Origin of the sequence: Jeongeupia sp. USM3 (assembly GCF_001808185.1) — a bacterium.
Lineage (GTDB): Bacteria > Pseudomonadota > Gammaproteobacteria > Burkholderiales > Chitinibacteraceae > Jeongeupia.
This window is the reverse complement of the sequence record NZ_CP017668.1, coordinates 3307668-3325615: the sequence shown is the minus strand read 5'-3', so window position 1 is coordinate 3325615 and position 17948 is coordinate 3307668. Positions and strand designations below refer to the sequence as shown.

Annotated in this window: 16 protein-coding genes; 5 read left to right on the top strand and 11 right to left on the bottom strand. The window is 65.2% G+C overall.

Annotated elements, in window-relative coordinates; all coding sequences use genetic code 11:
• Positions 1 to 53 precede the first annotated feature (53 nt).
• The 3 genes from pstC to pstB are packed head-to-tail and all read left to right on the top strand — an operon-like array spanning position 54 to position 2659.
• Entirely contained in the window at positions 54 to 1010 is a 957-nt protein-coding gene (gene pstC, locus BJP62_RS15725) for a phosphate ABC transporter permease subunit PstC (protein WP_070532830.1), read from the top strand.
• A gap of 20 nt (positions 1011 to 1030) precedes the next feature.
• A complete protein-coding gene (gene pstA / locus BJP62_RS15720) occupies positions 1031 to 1867 on the top strand; it encodes a phosphate ABC transporter permease PstA (RefSeq protein WP_083300961.1) in 837 nt (278 codons plus the stop codon).
• Between the two features lie 24 nt (positions 1868 to 1891).
• On the top strand, positions 1892 to 2659 hold the full coding sequence (pstB, locus tag BJP62_RS15715; protein WP_070531109.1) for a phosphate ABC transporter ATP-binding protein PstB: 768 nt from the start codon (positions 1892 to 1894) through the stop codon (positions 2657 to 2659).
• Positions 2660 to 2891: 232 nt separating this feature from the next.
• Here the strand turns inward: pstB and glmM are convergent, their stop codons facing one another.
• The 4 genes from glmM to BJP62_RS15695 all read right to left on the bottom strand — a co-directional run bounded on the left by glmM (position 2892) and on the right by BJP62_RS15695 (position 7833).
• A complete protein-coding gene (glmM, locus tag BJP62_RS15710) occupies positions 2892 to 4256 on the bottom strand; it encodes a phosphoglucosamine mutase (protein WP_070531108.1) in 1365 nt (454 codons plus the stop codon).
• 89 nt (positions 4257 to 4345) lie between these two features.
• Positions 4346 to 5173, bottom strand: coding sequence for a dihydropteroate synthase (gene folP / locus BJP62_RS15705; RefSeq protein WP_070531106.1), 828 nt, complete (start codon positions 5171 to 5173; stop codon positions 4346 to 4348).
• A 65-nt stretch (positions 5174 to 5238) separates the two neighbouring features.
• Entirely contained in the window at positions 5239 to 7152 is a 1914-nt protein-coding gene (gene ftsH, locus BJP62_RS15700) for an ATP-dependent zinc metalloprotease FtsH (RefSeq protein WP_070531105.1), read from the bottom strand.
• Positions 7153 to 7212: 60 nt separating this feature from the next.
• A complete protein-coding gene (locus BJP62_RS15695) occupies positions 7213 to 7833 on the bottom strand; it encodes an RlmE family RNA methyltransferase (RefSeq protein WP_070531103.1) in 621 nt (206 codons plus the stop codon).
• Between the two features lie 36 nt (positions 7834 to 7869).
• On the opposite strand from BJP62_RS15695, the gene yhbY reads away from it, so the two are divergent.
• A complete protein-coding gene (yhbY, locus tag BJP62_RS15690; RefSeq protein ID WP_070531101.1) occupies positions 7870 to 8190 on the top strand; it encodes a ribosome assembly RNA-binding protein YhbY in 321 nt (106 codons plus the stop codon).
• A 61-nt stretch (positions 8191 to 8251) separates the two neighbouring features.
• Here yhbY and BJP62_RS15685 read toward each other — a convergent pair whose 3' ends face one another.
• The 6 genes from BJP62_RS15685 to BJP62_RS15660 form a co-directional block, all read right to left on the bottom strand.
• Positions 8252 to 8695 (bottom strand): DUF4149 domain-containing protein, encoded by a 444-nt coding sequence (locus tag BJP62_RS15685; protein ID WP_070532824.1) that lies wholly within the window; start codon positions 8693 to 8695, stop codon positions 8252 to 8254.
• A gap of 182 nt (positions 8696 to 8877) precedes the next feature.
• Positions 8878 to 9360: a transcription elongation factor GreA gene (greA, locus tag BJP62_RS15680; RefSeq protein WP_205700915.1), complete on the bottom strand. Its 483-nt coding sequence runs from the start codon at positions 9358 to 9360 to the stop codon at positions 8878 to 8880.
• A 123-nt stretch (positions 9361 to 9483) separates the two neighbouring features.
• Complete coding sequence (gene carB / locus BJP62_RS15675) at positions 9484 to 12705, bottom strand: carbamoyl-phosphate synthase large subunit (RefSeq protein ID WP_070531100.1); 3222 nt, start codon at positions 12703 to 12705, stop codon at positions 9484 to 9486.
• Between the two features lie 17 nt (positions 12706 to 12722).
• A complete protein-coding gene (gene carA, locus BJP62_RS15670) occupies positions 12723 to 13850 on the bottom strand; it encodes a glutamine-hydrolyzing carbamoyl-phosphate synthase small subunit (RefSeq protein WP_070531098.1) in 1128 nt (375 codons plus the stop codon).
• A gap of 185 nt (positions 13851 to 14035) precedes the next feature.
• Positions 14036 to 15424 (bottom strand): C13 family peptidase, encoded by a 1389-nt coding sequence (locus BJP62_RS15665; RefSeq protein ID WP_070531096.1) that lies wholly within the window; start codon positions 15422 to 15424, stop codon positions 14036 to 14038.
• A gap of 2 nt (positions 15425 to 15426) precedes the next feature.
• A complete protein-coding gene (locus BJP62_RS15660; protein WP_070531094.1) occupies positions 15427 to 15906 on the bottom strand; it encodes a glutathione peroxidase in 480 nt (159 codons plus the stop codon).
• A 92-nt stretch (positions 15907 to 15998) separates the two neighbouring features.
• Between BJP62_RS15660 and BJP62_RS15655 the strand changes: the two genes are divergently transcribed.
• Positions 15999 to 16442: a DUF1841 family protein gene (locus BJP62_RS15655; protein ID WP_205700914.1), complete on the top strand. Its 444-nt coding sequence runs from the start codon at positions 15999 to 16001 to the stop codon at positions 16440 to 16442.
• A gap of 1 nt (position 16443) precedes the next feature.
• Here the strand turns inward: BJP62_RS15655 and BJP62_RS15650 are convergent, their stop codons facing one another.
• Positions 16444 to 17946 carry a M48 family metalloprotease gene (locus BJP62_RS15650; protein ID WP_083300960.1) on the bottom strand — a complete coding sequence of 501 codons (1503 nt, stop codon included), beginning with the start codon at positions 17944 to 17946 and terminating at the stop codon, positions 16444 to 16446.
• Between the last annotated feature and the right edge of the window lie 2 nt (positions 17947 to 17948).

The following is a 17948-nucleotide window of genomic DNA, read 5'->3' as shown; positions in this document are numbered from 1 at the left end:
AGCGACAGGAGCCCGCGTGGCTCCTGTTGCATTGATTGGAACCGGAGACGTTCATGACGCCCCAAGAGTTACGGCTGAAGCGGCAAGCGCTGCAGGACACGATATTTCGCGGCTCGACCCGCTTTTTTGCCTTTCTGGTGCTGGCCCTGCTGGCCGCCATCATCCTTTCGCTGATCCACGGCGCCTGGCCGAGCATCAAGGCCTTCGGCGTCACGTTCATCACCGGCAGCGACTGGAATCCGGTGACCGAACAGTTCGGCGGCTGGAACTCGATCAAGGGTACGTTGCTGTCGTCGTTCATCGCCCTGCTGATCGGCGTGCCGGTCAGCTTCGGCATCGCGATCTTCCTGACCGAACTCTCGCCGACCTGGTTGCGCCGGCCGCTCGGCATCGCGATCGAACTGCTTGCCGGCGTGCCGTCGATCATCTTCGGCATGTGGGGCCTGTTCATTTTTGCACCGTGGTTTGCCGACAACATCCAGCCGTGGCTGACCGAGCACACCGCCGGCATTCCGATGATCGGCTGGCTGTTCCAGGGGCCGCCGATGGGCATCGGCATGTTTACCGCCGGGCTGATCCTGTCGGTCATGGTGATTCCGTACATCGCATCGGTGATGCGTGACGTGTTCGAGGTCGTGCCGCCGATGCTCAAGGAATCGGCCTACGGCCTCGGCAGCACGACGTGGGAAGTCGTCTGGAACGTCGTCCTCCCCTATACCCGCCATGGCGTGATCGGCGGCATCATGCTCGGCCTTGGCCGCGCGCTCGGCGAGACAATGGCCGTCACCTTCGTGATCGGCAACTCGCACAAGGCGATCGGGTCGCTGTTCGATCCGGGCACGTCGATTGCCGCGACGCTGGCCAACGAATTCACCGAGGCCACCGGCGAGCTGCACACCGCCTCGCTGATCAACCTCGGCCTGCTGCTGTTCCTGATCACCTTCGTCGTCCTCGTGCTCTCCAAGCTGATGCTGTTGCGGCTGCAGAAGGGCGACGGCGCAAACACCTGACACCGCGGGAAACAATCGACATGAACCTCTATTTCCGCCGCCGGCTGGTCAACAAGCTGAGCCTGACGCTGTCGCTGGGCGCAATGGCCTTCGGCCTGTTCTGGCTGCTCTGGATTCTCTACACGCTGTTCAGCAACGGCCTCCCCGGCCTGGCACCGCTGCTGTTCACCCAAACCACCCCGGCACCGGGCAGCGCCGGCGGCCTTGCCAACGCCATCGTCGGCAGTCTGGCGATGTCGGCGGTCGGCGTCGCGATCGGCACGCCGATCGGCATCCTCGCCGGCACCTATCTCGCCGAGTTCGGCGAACGCGGCTGGCTGGCCCCCTCGACCCGCTTCATCAACGACATCCTGCTGTCGGCGCCGTCGATCGTCATCGGCCTGTTCATCTACGACGTCTATGTCGCGCAGGTCGGCCACTTCTCCGGCTGGGCCGGCGCCTTCGCGCTGTCGCTGCTGGTCATCCCGGTCGTCGTCCGGACGACCGAGAACATGCTGCGCCTCGTGCCCAACACCATGCGCGAAGCCGCGTATGCACTCGGCGCCCCGCAATGGAAGATGGTGCTGCAGATCAGCCTGCGCGCGGCCAAGGCCGGCGTCGTCACCGGCATCCTGCTGGCGGTGGCGCGCATCGTCGGCGAAACCGCACCGCTGTTGTTCACCGCGCTGAACAACCAGTTCTACTCGAACATGAACCAGCCGATGGCCAACCTGCCGGTGGTGATCTTCCAGTTCGCAATGAGCCCGTACGAAGACTGGCACACGCTGGCCTGGGCCGGCGCACTGCTGATCGGCCTGTTCGTGCTTTCGCTCAACATCATCGCGCGCATCCTCGTCCGCCCGGCGAAGTCGCACTGATCGCACCCGCATAGAGATCCGACCATGACTCAATCCCTGACCCCGAAGCTGGCCGTCAAGAACCTCAACTTCTACTACGGCAATTTCCATGCGCTGAAGGACATCAACCTCGACATCCGCGAAGGCAAGGTCACCGCCTTCATCGGCCCGTCGGGCTGCGGCAAGTCGACGCTGCTGCGCACTTTCAACCGCATGTACGGGCTGTACCCGAAGCTGCGCGCCGAAGGCGAGATCGTGATGAACGGCCGCAATATTCTCGACAGCGGCGTCGATCTGAACATGCTGCGCGCCAAGGTCGGCATGGTGTTCCAGAAGCCGACCCCGTTCCCGATGTCGATCTACGACAACATCGCTTTCGGCGTGAAGCTGTACGAGAGCCTGAGCAAGTCCGAGATGGACGATCGCGTCGAATGGGCGCTGCAGAAGGCCGCACTGTGGAAGGAAGTACAGGACAAGCTCAAGCAGTCGGGCCTGGGCCTGTCGGGCGGCCAGCAGCAGCGGCTGTGCATCGCCCGCGCCGTCGCGGTCAAGCCCGAGGTGCTGCTGCTCGACGAACCGACGTCGGCGCTCGACCCGATCTCGACCGCGCACATCGAGGAGCTGGTGCACGAACTCAAGCAGGACTACACGATCGCCATCGTCACCCACAATATGCAGCAGGCCGCACGCGTCTCGGACTACACCGCCTACATGTACCTCGGCGAGCTGATCGAGGTCGGCGAAACCGACAGCATCTTCACCACGCCGAAGAAAAAAGCGACCGAAGACTACATCACCGGCAAGTTCGGCTAACCATCCTCATTAGGTGGCTGCGTCTTCGCATTTTGTCCCCGTTCGATGCTCCGGAACCCCGCAAGGGGGCTACCTTCGGGGCGTCCTCATGGACCTCACGTCCATTCCGGTTCCTCCGCTTCGGGCGGGAACAAACTGCTTTGGCTCGCTCACCGACTGAGACCGGTTCCGAGTACTGACAGCCCCAAAAAAGCCACGGCATGCCGTGGCTTTTTTTGTCGGTTGACCCGGATCACTCTTCGGCAGCGGCTTCGGCCACGACCGCCGCAGCGATGCGTTCGGCCCATTCCGACGCGACCGCCGCTTCGACGTGTTCGACCATCACCCGGATCAGCGGCTCGGTGCCCGATGCGCGCAACAGCACCCGGCCGTCCTTGCCCATTGCGGCCTCGGCCTTGGCGACAGCCGCCCTGATCGCCGCCGACGCGCTGTGGTCGAAGCCCTTGGCAATCCGCACGTTCTTCAGCACCTGGCTGGAAAGCGTCAGTTCGGCACGGATCGAAGCCAGCGGCCTGCCCTGCTCGATCAGCGCCTCGAGTACCTGCAGCGCCGAGACGATGCCGTCGCCGGTCGAGTGCCGGTCAAGGCTCAGCAAGTGGCCGGAACCCTCGCCACCGAGCAGCCAGCCGTGCTCGGCGAGCTGCTCGAGCACATAACGGTCGCCGACCTTGGCGCGCACGAACGGAATGCCGCGTTCTTCCAGCGCGTTCTCGACGCCGAGATTGGTCATCAGCGTACCGACCACGCCGCCGCCGAGCGTACCGCGGTCCTGGCGGTAACGTGCCAGCACGTACAGCAGCATGTCGCCGTCGATGACCGAACCGTCGCCGTCGATCATGATCAGCCGGTCGCCATCACCGTCGAGCGCAATGCCGTAGTCGGCGCCTTCGGCCAGCACCTTCTTGCGGATCGCTTCGACGTGGGTTGCACCGACCTCCTCGTTGATGTTGTAGCCGTTCGGCTTGTCGCCGATCGTGATCACTTCGGCACCGAGCTCGTGGAACACGAACGGCGCCACCTGATAGGTCGCGCCGTGCGCGCAGTCGACGACCAGCTTCAGGCCGCGCAGATCGAACTCGTTCGGGAAGGTCGACTTGCAGAACTCGACATAGCGGCCGACGGCATCGCCGACGCGCTTGGCCTTGCCCAGCGCCTTGGGACCGACGCAGGGCTGGATTTCGTCGATCGCCGCCTCGATCGCCAGTTCGACGTCATCGGGCAGCTTCTTGCCCCCGGCGCCGAAGAACTTGATCCCGTTGTCGTAGTACGGATTGTGTGACGCGGAAATCACCACGCCGGCCGACAACCGCAGCGCACGCGTCAGGTAGGCGACGCCGGGCGTCGGCAGCGGACCGGTCAGGTAGACGTCGACGCCGGCGGCGTTGAGCCCCGCCTGCAGCGCCGCCTCGAGCATGTAGCCCGAGACGCGCGTGTCCTTGCCGATCAGCACGGCGGCATGGTCGCCGGTCTGGCGCTTTTCGGCCGCGGCGAGCACCTTGCCGGCCGCGTAACCGAGCTTCATCGCGAAATCGGGGGTGATCGGGTATTCGCCGACCAGGCCGCGAACACCGTCGGTGCCGAAGTATTTTCTAGCCATTGGGGTTTCTCTTTGTGATGTTGTTGGAGTGCCCGGTGCGATGCCGGTGCGCCACGATTATTGCAGCGCAAAATGAAGGGAGTTCGGCGTCATTTTAGGGCGCGCCAGACCCTGATCGCATCCACTGTTTCCCTGACGTCGTGGACGCGGATCACCGCTGCACCGGCCTGCGCAGCGAGCAGGGCCGCAGCAACGCTGGCGCTGACGCGCTCGGACGGCACGCTGCGGCCGGTAATGGTTCCGAGCATTGTCTTGCGCGACACGCCGACGAGCAGCGGCGCACCCAGCCGCGCGGCCTGCCCGGCCAGCGAGCGGAACAGCGCGACATTGTGCTCGAAGGCCTTGCCGAAACCGAAACCCGGGTCGAGCAGCAACCGCTGCGCATCGATCCCGGCCGCGAGCGCGGCGTCGCGACGTCCGGCCAGATACGCCTCGACCTCGGAAGCCACGTCGTCGTAATGCGGTGCGGCCTGCATGCTCTGCGGCTCGCCCTGCTTGTGCATCAGGCACACCGCCGCCTGCGACCGCGCGACAAGCTCAAGCGCGCCGTCGGCCTCGAGCGCGGCAATGTCATTGACGAGATCGACACCGGCGTCGAGCGCCGCGCGCATCACCGCGGCCTTGCAGGTGTCGATCGACAGCGGCACGTTCAGGCTCTGCAGCGCCTGCAGCACCGGCACCACGCGCCGCACCTCCTCGTCGTCGGGAACGCGCACCGCACCGGGACGGGTCGACTCGCCGCCGATGTCGAGGATGTCGGCGCCGTCATCGACCAGCCGCTCGGCCTGCGCAACGGCCTTGGCGACCGAGTCGTAGCGGCCGCCGTCGGAGAACGAATCGGGCGTCACGTTGACGATGCCCATGACGAGCGGTCGGTCGAGGGCCAGCCGGAAACGGCCGCAGTGCAGTTCGGACATTGGGTTCTCCGCAGACGAAAAAAGGCGGTGCCGCGGCACCGCCTTTACTTGGATCGAGCCGACGATCAGCTCTCGGCGGCCGGCGTCGTCGTCGCCGCCGGTGCGTCGCCGCTCGGCTTGTCGTCCGACGGCAGCGACAGCTTCGGTGCCGGCGGATTCTTCGGCGGACGCGGCTCGATGCCGGCCATGATGTCGTTGATCTGCTCGGCGTCGATGGTTTCCCACTCGAGCAAGGCCTTGGTCATTGCCTCGACCTTGTCGCGGTTCTCGTCGAGCAGACGGCGCGCCAGCGCGTACTGTTCGTCGATGATCCTGCGGATTTCGCCGTCGACCTGCTGCATCGTCGTTTCCGACAGGTTCTTGTGCGTCGTGACCGAGCGGCCGAGGAAAACCTCGCCCTCGTTCTCGCCGTACACCATCGGGCCGAGACGATCGCTCATGCCGTAGCGGGTGACCATGTCTCGCGCCATCTGCGTCGCACGCTCGAAGTCGTTGCTCGCGCCGGTCGTCATCTGGTTCATGAACAGCTCTTCGGCAATCCGGCCACCGAACAGGATCGCGATCCGGTCGAGCAGGTAACCGCGGTCGTAGGCGTAGCGGTCCTCTTCCGGCAGCTGCATCGTCACGCCCAGCGCACGGCCGCGCGGAATGATCGTGACCTTGTGCACCGGATCGGACTTCGGCAGCAGCTTGGCTACGACCGCATGGCCGGACTCGTGGTAGGCGGTGTTCTTTTTCTCGTCCTCGCTCATCGCCATATTGCGGCGCTCGGCGCCCATCATGATCTTGTCCTTGGCCGACTCGAAGTCGTCCATGTCGACCAGGCGCTTGCTGCGGCGCGCGGCGAACAGCGCCGCTTCGTTGACGAGGTTGGCGAGGTCGGCACCGGAGAAGCCCGGCGTGCCGCGTGCCAGCACCGACGCATCGACGTCGTTGGCGATCGGCACCTTGCGCATGTGCACGCCGAGGATCTGTTCGCGGCCGCGGATGTCCGGCAGCGGCACGACGACCTGACGGTCGAAGCGGCCCGGACGCAGCAGCGCCGGGTCGAGCACGTCCGGACGGTTGGTCGCGGCGATGACGATGATGCCCGAGTTGCCCTCGAAGCCGTCCATCTCGACCAGCATCTGGTTCAGCGTCTGCTCGCGCTCGTCGTTGCCGCCGCCGAGACCGGCGCCACGCTGGCGGCCGACCGCGTCGATTTCGTCGATGAAGATGATGCACGGTGCATTCTTCTTGGCGTTCTCGAACATGTCGCGAACGCGGGCTGCGCCGACGCCGACGAACATCTCGACGAAGTCCGAACCCGAGATCGAGAAGAACGGCACCTTGGCCTCGCCGGCGATCGCCTTGGCGAGCAGGGTCTTGCCGGTACCCGGCGAGCCGACCATCAGGATGCCGCGCGGCATGCGGCCGCCGAGGCTCTGGTACTTGCTCGGGTCGCGCAGGTAGTCGACGATTTCGGCCACGTCCTGCTTGGCTTCGTCGCAACCGGCAACGTCGGCGAACGTCACCGCATTGGTGCCTTCGTCGAGCATGCGGGCGCGGCTCTTGCCGAAGCTGAACGCCCCGCCCTTGCCGCCGCCCTGCATCTGCCGCATGAAGAAGATCCACACGCCGATCAGCAGCAGCATCGGGAACCAGTTGATGAAGATGCTCATCAGCAGGCTCGGCTCTTCCTCGGCCTTGGCGGCAAACTTGACGTCGTGCTTGATCAAGGTGTCGACGAGGCGGAAATCGAACGGCGCCAGTGTCGAGAACTTGCTGCCGTCGGTGCGCTGGCCGCGGATCCACTGGCCGCGCAGCGGATTGCCCTCGATCTCGATCGACGCGATGCGGTTGCCCTCGACGTCGGCCATGAATTGCGAGTACGCAATCTGGTTCGACGTTTCCTGCCGCTTGGTGAATTGGTTGAAGACCGTCATCAGCACGAGACCGATGATCAGCCAGATGGCGATGTTCTTGCCGAGATTGTTCACGGCCTTACTCCTTGCTGCATGCGCGCCGGTTCGACGATGTCATTGCGGATTCTACTCCGCTCAGGCTTTCTTCTGCTTGCCAAGTAGGTACATTTCCGTGCTGCGGTCCCGCGACGCCTTGGGTTTGCGGGTAAGGACCTGGGTGAAAGTGGAGCGCATTTCGGCCATGTACTCGTTATAGCCATAGCCCTGAAATACCTTGACCAGGAAATCGCCGCCAGGTTTCAGGTGATCCTGGACAAATTGCAGCGCCAGCTCGCAAAGATGCATCGAGCGGGCCTGGTCGGTGACTGCATTGCCTGTGATATTGGGGGCGATATCGCAGATCACAAGATCCACCTGTCGCCCGCCGAGCAAGGCCAAGTACTGCTCGAGTACCGCGTCGTCGCGAAAGTCGCCCTGGATGAACTCGACGCCGGGAATGAACGCCATCTCGAGCAGGTCGAGCGCGAACACGCGCCCGTTGCCGCCGACGAGTTTCGCCGCGACCTGCGACCAGCTGCCCGGCGCGGCGCCAAGGTCGGCGATCCACATGCCGGGCCTGATCAGGCGGTCCTTGTCGTTGATCTCGATGAGCTTGTACGCCGCGCGGGCGCGGTAGCCGTCCTTCTGGGCCTGGTGAACGTAGTGATCGTTCACATGTTCCTTCAGCCATGCGTTACTGGTCTTGCTACGTGCCATCGGGTAAACTTGCCTGTTTAATCAAGGAATTGAAGCATGGAACTCACTGCGGATCAACGCCGCCACCTGCGCGGCCTCGCGCATCACCTGAATCCGGTGGTGATGATCGGCAACCAGGGCCTGACCGACGCGGTGCTGCGCGAAATCGCCGTCAACCTCGACGCGCACGAGCTGATCAAGATCCGCGTCCTCGGTGACGACCGCGCCCTGCGCGACGAATTCCTGCAGACGATCTGCAAAGAGCTCGGCGCATCGGCCGTCCAGCACATCGGCAAGCTGCTGCTGATTTATCGGGCGACGGCCAGCAACGGCGACAAACCAAAAATCGCACTGCCGAAAGCGAAGAAAAAAGCCTGAGCCTCCGGGTTCCAATGCAAAGGGCCGGCATGCAAGCCGGCCTTTTTTGCTGCGAGCTAGCCTAGCGCGAATCACCCTGCCAGATGTAGACAAGGCCGAACAGCGCCTGCACCAGATAGATCAGGCTCGAGATCGTGTGCCACTGCGCCAGCCCGCCACCAAACATGCCCGTTGCGGCACTGCTGACGCCGGTCTTGACCGCGGCGATCAGCGGAAACAGCGCGAACTGGTTGACCAGGGTGCATACCAGCATGCCGATCACCAGCCACAGCCGGCCGGTACGGAATGCGCCGAGGCCGTCGGCCCACAGCCAGTAGATGAACAGGTAAACACCCGCGACCATGCCGACCCAGCCGATCGCGCTGAACAACCGGCCGGCGACCATGCCGGCGACCGGCGTCTCGAGCAATCTGAACAGTGTCGGCGCGACGATGACGCCGATGACCCAGATCCCGCCGATCCACAAGGTGGTGAGGATGTTACGGATGCCGCTACCCAGATTCATGATACCCATCTACGCGTTCAGACCGCCGGCATTGTCGCCGAAATCGGCGCGATCGGCGAGTACTTGGAGTGGCCCGCAAACCCGGCGAAACGGGTGCCGCCAAGGCGCGCGAAACGTTCCAAGGGGGTTCCCTTCGCTCGCAATGCAAGTCGGCGCAGCCGGCAGGGTTTTGTCAGCCGCCCTTACAGGTACTGGACGTCGAGGACTTCGTATTCGCGGATGCCGCCCGGCGCGACGACCTCGGCGACATCGCCGGCATACTTGCCGATCAGTGCGCGCGCGATCGGGCTCGATACCGAGATCTTGCCGTCCTTGAGGTCGGCCTCGTCGTCGCCGACGATCTGGTAGGTGACCTGCTTGCCGCCTTCGAGGTCTTCGAGCGCGATCGTTGCGCCGAATACCACACGGCCCTCGGCCGAGTTCGCCAGATCCTTCGGATCGATGACCTGCGCGTTCGACAGCTTGCCCTCGAGCTCGGCGATCCGGCCTTCGACGAAGCCCTGCTTTTCCTTGGCGGCTTCGTATTCGGCGTTCTCGGACAGGTCGCCCTGCGCGCGCGCCTCGGCGATCGCCTGGATCACGGCGGGACGTTCGACACTCTTGAGGCGCTGCAGCTCGGACTTGAGCTTTTCCGCACCGACGACGGTCAGCGGGACTTTGATCATGATGCTCTTCTCCACGGCGCGTCTCGTTCGCGCCCAACAAAACAAAGGGCCAAGCTGGGCTTGGCCGCGATACAAATGCAGAGCCGCCGTCACGAATGACGGCGGCCGATTCGCTTTACGTTATCAGGCTTTCAGCGACTGGTGCAAGCCCTGCACGTCGTAGACGCGCATTTCCTTGAGATCGCGCAGGCCGATGCATGCGGCGCGCGCGCCGGCGATCGTCGTGTACACCGGCAGCTTGGCCTTCAGCGCTTCGTGACGGATCGAGTAGCTGTCCTGGATCGCCTGGCGACGCTCGTCGACGGTGTTGAAGATCATCGCGATCTCGCCGTTGACGATCATGTCGACGACGTGCGGACGGCCTTCGGTCACCTTGTTCACCGCGGTCACCTCGAGGCCGGCCTCGACCAGCGACGCCGCCGTACCCTTGGTCGCGACCAGCTTGAAGCCGATCTGCGACAGGGCCCTGGCGCATTCGATGGCCACCGCCTTGTCGGCATCGCGCACCGAGATGAACACCTTGCCCGAACTCGGCAGCACGACGCCGGCGGCGAGTTGCGACTTGACGAAGGCTTCGGCGAAGGTGTCGCCGACGCCCATCACTTCGCCAGTCGACTTCATTTCCGGACTGAGGATAGTGTCGACGCCCGGGAACTTGGCGAACGGGAACACCGCCTCCTTGACCGAGTAGTACGGCGGGATCACTTCCCTGGTGACGCCCTGGCTCGCCAGCGACTGGCCGGCCATGCAGCGCGCCGCGACCTTGGCGACCGAGATGCCGGTGGCCTTGGAAACGTACGGCACGGTGCGCGATGCACGCGGGTTCACTTCGAGCACGAACACCACCGCATCGTCACCGCGGCCCTGGATCGCGAACTGCACGTTCATCAGGCCGATGACGTTCAGTGCCTTGGCCATTGCGACGGTCTGGCGGCGCAGTTCGTCCTGCAGTTCGGCGCTGAGGCTGTACGGCGGCAGCGAGCACGCCGAGTCGCCCGAGTGCACGCCGGCCTGCTCGATGTGCTCCATGATCCCGGCGACCAGCACGGCCTCGCCATCGCAGATCGCGTCGACGTCGACTTCGATCGCGTCGTTGAGGAAGCGGTCGAGCAGCACCGGGCTGTCGTTCGACACCTTGACCGCCTCGCGCATGTAGCGCGCCAGGTCTTCCTCGCTGTGGACGATCTGCATCGCGCGGCCGCCGAGCACGTAGGACGGACGGACCACCAGCGGGTAGCCGAGTTCGCGCGCCAGATGCAGCGCGTCCTGCTCGGTGCGGGCGGTCGCGTTCGGCGGCTGGCGCAGGCCGAGATCCTTCAGCAGTTGCTGGAAGCGCTCACGGTCTTCGGCCGCGTCGATCATGTCCGGGCTGGTGCCGATGATGGGTACGCCGTTGGCTTCGAGCGCGCGCGCCAGCTTCAGCGGCGTCTGGCCGCCGTACTGGACGATGACGCCAACCGGCTTCTCGACCGCGACGATCTCGAGCACGTCCTCGAGTGTCAGCGATTCGAAGTACAGCCGGTCCGAGGTGTCATAGTCGGTCGACACGGTTTCCGGGTTGCAGTTGACCATGATGGTCTCGTAGCCGTCTTCGCGCAGCGCGAGTGCGGCGTGGACGCAGCAATAGTCGAACTCGATGCCCTGGCCGATCCGGTTCGGGCCACCGCCGAGCACCATGATCTTCCTGGCGCTGGTCGGCAGCGATTCGCACTCATCCTCGTAGGTCGAGTACATGTAGGCGGTATCGGTCGCGAACTCGGCCGCGCAGGTGTCGACGCGCTTGTAGACCGGGCGGATGCCAAGACCGTGACGGTGACGACGCACGGCGTTCTGGTCGCAGCCGAGCAGCGCGCCCAGACGGCGATCCGAGAAGCCCTTGCGTTTCAGTTTGCGCAGCTCGGTGTACTCGAGGCTGTCGACACTGCGGCCGCGCAGGCCGTTTTCGAGCAGGACGATTTCTTCGATCTGGGCGAGGAACCACGGGTCGATCTTCGACAGGTTGAAGACTTCCTGCTGGTTCAGGCCGATGCGGAACGCGTCGGCGACGTACCACAGCCGCTCCGGGCCCGGCGCGGCGAGTTCGGACTCGATGGCCTGGCGGTCGGTGGTGACTTCGTCGAAGCCCGACATGCCGGTTTCAAGGCCGCGCAGCGCCTTCTGCAGCGATTCCTGCAGCGTGCGGCCGATGGCCATGACTTCGCCGACCGACTTCATCTGCGTGGTCAGGCGGCTGTTGGCCTGCGGGAATTTCTCGAACGCAAAACGCGGCACCTTGGTGACGACGTAGTCGATCGACGGTTCGAACGACGCCGGGGTCTTGCCGCCGGTGATTTCGTTCTTCAGCTCGTCGAGCGTGTAGCCGACGGCGAGCTTGGCGGCGATCTTGGCGATCGGGAAACCGGTCGCCTTCGACGCCAGCGCCGACGAGCGCGACACGCGCGGGTTCATTTCGATGACGATCAGCCGGCCGTCCTGCGGATTGACCGAGAACTGCACGTTCGAGCCACCGGTGTCGACGCCGATCTCGCGCAGCACCGCCAGCGAGGCGTTGCGCATGATCTGGTATTCCTTGTCGGTCAGCGTCTGCGCCGGCGCGACGGTGATCGAGTCGCCGGTGTGCACGCCCATCGGGTCGAGGTTCTCGATCGAGCAGACGATGATGCAGTTGTCGGCGCGGTCGCGCACGACTTCCATCTCGTATTCCTTCCAGCCGAGCAGCGACTCTTCGATCAAGAGCTCCTTGGTCGGCGAAAGGTCGAGGCCGCGGGTGCAGATCTCGATGAATTCCTGGATGTTGTAGGCGATGCCGCCGCCCGAACCGCCCATGGTGAACGACGGACGGATGATCGCCGGGAAGCCGACGTTGGCCTGCGCGGCCAGCGCTTCTTCCAGCGTGTGGGCGATGGCCGACTTGGCCGAACCGAGGCCGATCTTGTCCATCGCCGCCTTGAACTTCTGGCGGTCTTCGGCCTTGTCGATCGCTTCCGGCGTCGCGCCGATCAGCTCGACGTCGTACTTGTCGAGCACGCCGTTGCGCCACAGGTCCAGCGCGCAGTTCAGCGCGGTCTGGCCGCCCATGGTCGGCAGGATCGCGTCCGGGTTTTCCTTGGCGATGATCTTCTCGACCACCTGCCAGGTGATCGGCTCGATGTAGGTGACGTCGGCCATGTTCGGGTCGGTCATGATCGTCGCCGGATTGCTATTGACGAGGATGACCTTGTAACCCTCTTCACGCAGCGCCTTGCACGCCTGTGCGCCCGAGTAGTCGAACTCGCACGCCTGGCCGATGACGATCGGGCCGGCGCCGATGATGAGGATGCTCTTGATGTCTGTACGTTTTGGCATTGCGGTCTACCTGATCCTTACTTGCGTTCGGCCATCAGCGCGATGAACTTGTCGAAGAGATACGCCACGTCGTGCGGGCCCGGGCTGGCTTCCGGGTGGCCCTGGAACGAGAACGCCGGCTTGTCGGTCAGCGCGATGCCCTGCACGGTGCCGTCGAACAGCGAACGGTGGGTGATGCGCACATTGGCCGGCAGGCTGGTTTCGTCGACCTGGAAGCCGTGGTTCTGGCTGGTGATCATCACCCGGCCGGTATCGAGGTCCTGCACGGGATGGTTGCCGCCGTGGTGGCCGAACTTCATCTTGCTGGTCGCACCGCCGGTCGCCAGACCGAGCAACTGGTGGCCAAGGCAGATGCCGAACACCGGGGTCTCGGTCTTGAGGAAGGCGCGGATCGCCTCGATCGCGTAATCGCACGGCTCCGGATCGCCGGGGCCGTTGGAGAGGAAGATGCCGTCCGGATTCAGCGCCAGCACCTCGGCGGCCGGCGTCTGCGCCGGTACCACGGTCAGCTGGCAGCCGCGCTCGGCGAGCATGCGCAGGATGTTCTGCTTGACGCCGAAGTCGTAGGCGACGACGTGGAACTTCGGGTTCGACTGCACGGTGTAGCCGACGCCGAGCTTCCACTCGGCCGTGTTCCACTCGTACTTCTCGGCAGCAGAAACGACCTTGGCCAGATCCTGGCCGGCCATCGAGCCGAACGAGATCGCCTTTTCTACCGCTGCCTTGGCATCGATGTTGTCGCCGGTGACGATACAGCCGGGCTGGGCGCCCTTTTCGCGCAGGATGCGGGTCAGCTTGCGGGTATCGATATCGGCAATGGCGACGACGCCATGCTTGACGAGATACTCGTCCAGGCTCATCGAGGCGCGGAAGTTCGAATGCAGCAGCGGCAGATCGCGGATGATCAGGCCCGAGGCGAACACGGCACGGCTTTCGGCGTCTTCCGGGTTCACACCGTAGTTGCCGATGTGCGGGTAGGTCAGCGTGACGATCTGCTTGTTGTACGACGGGTCGGTCAGGATTTCCTGATAACCGGTGATCGAGGTATTGAAGACGACCTCGCCGATGGTTTCACCATCGGCGCCGATCGAAATACCATGAAACAGCGTGCCGTCGGCGAGCGCGAGAAGGGCGGGTTTGGACACTGGCGGCTCCTGGGCATTGCGCCCACAAGATGGGGATTTCCGGCGCTACACGTACAAAAACGGGACAGGTGGCCCCGTCCCGTTTCGCGTGTGCAAAATTGTTGAAATTTTACCTTGAATCGCCTAACGCTTCAAGGTTCACCGCTGGGCGCCGCAACGTCCACCCGGCGGATTCGTCATTGTCATCAGGGACTTGGCCGCTGTTTCGGCGTCCGGGCACCGGTGCCGGCAAGCTTGGCGGCAATCGCCGCACCGAAGGAAAACTGCGGTTTCGACGACTCGAAACGCTCGGCAGCCTCGCGTTTGGCCACGGCATCGCGCGTTCGCGCCCAGATCGCCCGCCAGTCGCCGTCGCGGCCGAGCGCGTCGTACAGCGCCTTGCCAAAGTAGGTGAAGTCGTTCTCGTCGGCGCAGCCGAACGAGGTCCGGTCGGACGCTGCGGCGGTCATCACCAGCGACTCCGGCCTTGCCAGTGCGGGGACGAAACCGCCCGAATAGCACGCCGAGACGATCACGATACGCCAGCGGATCTTCGCCCCGGCCAGCGCGTCGGCCAGCCATTGCGGCGTCACGCCGGGCAGCTCGAGCGGCGGGTTGGCGAGCGCAAACTCGTGGTCGCGACTGCCGTGCGAGGTCAGGTAGAGCAGCAGCACGTCCTCGTCGCGATTCATCCGTTCGCCGATCGCACCGAGCGCCGCGGCGATGCTGGTTTGCGTCGCGATCGGCAGCACGCCGGTCACGCTGTCGTGATTGGCCAGCAGGATGGAGCGGCCGCGCGTGCCGAGGCGTGCGTCGAAACGGTCGCGCATCGACGTCGCCTCGCGCACGAACACCCCCTGCCCGGCATCGCCGCCGATGACGAGCGCGTAGTTTTCGACCACGCCGGGCTTGCCGGGTGCGATTGCGGCAAGCGCATCGCCAAGCCGGCCGGCCTCCGAATAGAGCGTCGCGCCATCGGCGAGCTTCGGCGTGGGCGGTGGCACGGATGCCGCTGCCTCGGCCTCGGGCAGCCAGAACTGCTCCGTGTCGGCAAAGTAGTAGCGCTGGCCGAGCAGGCAGGCCGCCAGCAAGGCCGCGGCGGCCATCCTCTTGCGGGTCCAGCCGCCGCGCGGGCGGACCACGGCATGCACCAGCGCCAGCACCAGCCACACCGGCCAGATTGCGAACACCGCCCAGCCGAAACGGTAGGCCAGCGACGGCCTGAGCCAGTGCATCGCGCCGGACCAGGCCAGCAGGAACAGCAGGCTCAGCCAGAGGCCGATCCCGAAGAACAGCGTCGCCATCTGCCACGCCAGCGCACCGCGCCGTTCGATTGCTGCGCCGATGACGAACAGCAGCAGGCCGACCGTCGCCCAGCCGGGCAGTGCATCCGGGTTGAATACACCTCCCCCGGCCAGCCAGTAGCCGCCCGCGATGTCGATCGCCAGCGCCACGGCGGTCGCAAGCAGCAGGCCGCCGGACGACCAGTGGCGCCGGGCCTGCGGCGGGCAGAACGCCAGCGCGCGCAGCGACAGCCACAGTGGCGCCGCCGCCGCGACGGTCGCGCCACGAACGCCGCGGACGGAAGCCGGCACGCTCAGAGCAGTTGCTCGATGCGACCGGCGATATCCTCCGGCGACGTCGTCGGCGCGAAGCGCTCGATCACCTGCCCTTCGCGATCGATCAGGAACTTGGTGAAGTTCCACTTGATCGCCTCGGTGCCGAGGATGCCCGGCTCGGCCTTCTTCAGGAACTGGTAGAGCGGGTGCGCACCGTCGCCGTTGACGTCGATCTTTGCGAACATCGGGAAACCGACGCCGTAGCCGGTCGAGCAGAAGCCGGCGATCTCGGCCGCGTCGCCGGGCTCCTGGCTGCCGAACTGGTTGCAGGGAAAGCCCAGCACGGCGAAACCGCGATCCCGAAAGCGCTCGTACAGCGCCTGCAGCCCGGCGTACTGCGGCGTGAAGCCGCACTTGCTCGCGACGTTGACGACCAGCAGCACCTGGCCACGGTAGTCGGCCAGCGGCTGCGGGCTGCCCGCGAGGCTGTCCGGCGTGAAATCGTAGATCGAGCTCATGGTGATTCCTTGGCGTGGCAGGTTGGGAGACAATCCATCCAATGTACACGATCGGCGCGCGTGATCGCGATGCCGGATCCGGGAGCCCCACCATGCTGTTCAACCCGTCGCGCGACGAAGCCCGGCGCTTCTTCATCCAGAGCTGGCAGAAGCACCAGGCCGGCGCACCGCTGGCCGACCTCGAGAAGATCGTCGTCTCGGTGCTGTTGCGGCACCCCGAATACCACCGCTACCTGAGCGACGACTACCTCGACCGCGACTGGCCGCCCGAAGTCGGCGAGACCAACCCCTTCCTGCACCTGTCGATGCATCTGGCAATCGAGGAGCAGCTGTCGATCGACCAGCCGGTCGGCGTCAAGGCGCAGTACGCGGCGCTGTGTGCCGCCTGTGGCGACGAACACTCGGCGCAGCACCAGATGATGGACGGACTCGGCGAGATGATCTGGCACGCCCAGCGCAACCAGGCCGCACCCGATCCGGCGATCTACCTCGACATCCTGCGCACCAAGGTCCGCCAGTTCAACAGCAAAGGCTGAGTCAGAGCCGCGGCGGTGCCGACGCGTCGAGCTTGCTCGGCTCGCCCTTCCTGTCGCCGCGGCCGTCCAGCGCCATCACGTCGCGCAGCCGCGCGTCGATCTCCGACTGCAGGTAGAAATCGTTGCCGGGGCTGCGTTGCGCCAGCTGCAGTTGCTCGATCGCCGGACCGTACTCGAGGATGCGCACATAGTATTCGGCCTGCGCCTTGTGCTGGCGCTGCGCCTGCCCCATCGCCGCGTAGACCTTCGATTCGCGCTGGTACAGATTGGCGTCGCTGGCGTAGAGCTCCTGCGCCGAGTGGATGCGCGCCAGCGCCTCGTCGTAGCGGCCGGCGCCGGCCAGCGCGTCGATCTCGCCGTAGATCAGCCCCCTGCTCGACGGGAAGTGCACCGCGGCATCGTGGAAGGCCGTCACCGCCAGATCGTACTTCTGCTGCGACAGGCGGATCTGCCCGGCCAGATAGTCGAGCGCCGGATGCGGCTTGGCGTAGGCGGCCCGCGCGTCGGCCAGCGTCTTCCACGCCGCGTCGAATGCCCCGTCGCGCGATTGCGCCAGCGCATAGCCGTAGAGCTGCATCGCCAGGTTCGCGTAGCGCTTCTGTTCGATGGTCGTCCGGTAGAAGCCCACCGCCTCCTTGCTGCCCATCTGCAGCACGCGCAGCTTTTCGCGCACGAAGCGGTAATCGGCCGTGTCCGGATACTGCCGGTAGCTGCCGCCCTTGAGCCGCGCCTCGGCATCGGCGATCCGCTTGTAGGTGACCGGGTGGGTGCGCAGGAACTCGGGCGCACCGCCCTCGACCAGCCGGTTTTCCTTCTGCAGACGCTGGAAGAACAGCGGCATCGCCGCCGGGTCGAAACCGGATTTCTGCAAGGTCTGCATGCCGATCCGGTCGGCCTCCTGCTCGAACGCGTAGGTGAAATCGAGCTGACGCTGGATCGCGTAGCCCTGGCTGCCGACGACCGCCGCCATGCCCGCCCCGCTGTTGCCGGATTTCGCCGCCAGGATCGCCAGCCCGAGCGCGCCGAGCAGCATCCACGGCGTCATCTTCTGCGAATCGACCAGCCGGGCGATGTGGTGCTGGGTGACGTGGGCGATTTCATGCGCCATCACGCTGGCCAGCTCGGATTCGCCCTGCGTCGCCGCCAGCAGGCCGCTGTGGATCACGACAAAACCGCCCGGCATCGCGAAGGCGTTGACGGTCTTGTCGAGCAGTACATAGAAGTTGAACGACACGCCGGTCTCGCCGGTCGCGTCGACCAGCTTGCCGCCGATCCGGCGGATGTATTCGTTGACCTCCGGGTCGTCGACGAGCACGCCGCTGCGGCGGATCTCGCGGATCGCGCCCTCGCCCAGCTCGCGCTCCTGCGTCGGCGACATGCCCTCGCGCGACGCCGCGCCGAGGTCGGGCAGTTCGCTGTAGCTGATGTCGGCCAGGCTGGCCGGCGAGGCCAGGCACAGCATCAGGGCGGCGATCAGCGAACGGTTGAACCGGCGGACGGGCAAGG

What these genes read in the sequence shown, in the direction of transcription:
- pstC (WP_070532830.1), top strand. Translation starts at nt 54, where the DNA reads ATGACGCCCCAAGAGTTACGGCTGAAGCGGCAAGCGCTGCAGGACACG.
- pstA (WP_083300961.1), top strand. Translation starts at nt 1,031, where the DNA reads ATGAACCTCTATTTCCGCCGCCGGCTGGTCAACAAGCTGAGCCTGACG.
- pstB (WP_070531109.1), top strand. Translation starts at nt 1,892, where the DNA reads ATGACTCAATCCCTGACCCCGAAGCTGGCCGTCAAGAACCTCAACTTC.
- glmM (WP_070531108.1), bottom strand. Translation starts at nt 4,256, where the DNA reads ATGGCTAGAAAATACTTCGGCACCGACGGTGTTCGCGGCCTGGTCGGC.
- folP (WP_070531106.1), bottom strand. Translation starts at nt 5,173, where the DNA reads ATGTCCGAACTGCACTGCGGCCGTTTCCGGCTGGCCCTCGACCGACCG.
- BJP62_RS15695 (WP_070531103.1), bottom strand. Translation starts at nt 7,833, where the DNA reads ATGGCACGTAGCAAGACCAGTAACGCATGGCTGAAGGAACATGTGAAC.
- yhbY (WP_070531101.1), top strand. Translation starts at nt 7,870, where the DNA reads ATGGAACTCACTGCGGATCAACGCCGCCACCTGCGCGGCCTCGCGCAT.
- BJP62_RS15685 (WP_070532824.1), bottom strand. Translation starts at nt 8,695, where the DNA reads ATGAATCTGGGTAGCGGCATCCGTAACATCCTCACCACCTTGTGGATC.
- greA (WP_205700915.1), bottom strand. Translation starts at nt 9,360, where the DNA reads ATGATCAAAGTCCCGCTGACCGTCGTCGGTGCGGAAAAGCTCAAGTCC.
- carB (WP_070531100.1), bottom strand. Translation starts at nt 12,705, where the DNA reads ATGCCAAAACGTACAGACATCAAGAGCATCCTCATCATCGGCGCCGGC.
- BJP62_RS15660 (WP_070531094.1), bottom strand. Translation starts at nt 15,906, where the DNA reads ATGAGCTCGATCTACGATTTCACGCCGGACAGCCTCGCGGGCAGCCCG.
- BJP62_RS15655 (WP_205700914.1), top strand. Translation starts at nt 15,999, where the DNA reads ATGCTGTTCAACCCGTCGCGCGACGAAGCCCGGCGCTTCTTCATCCAG.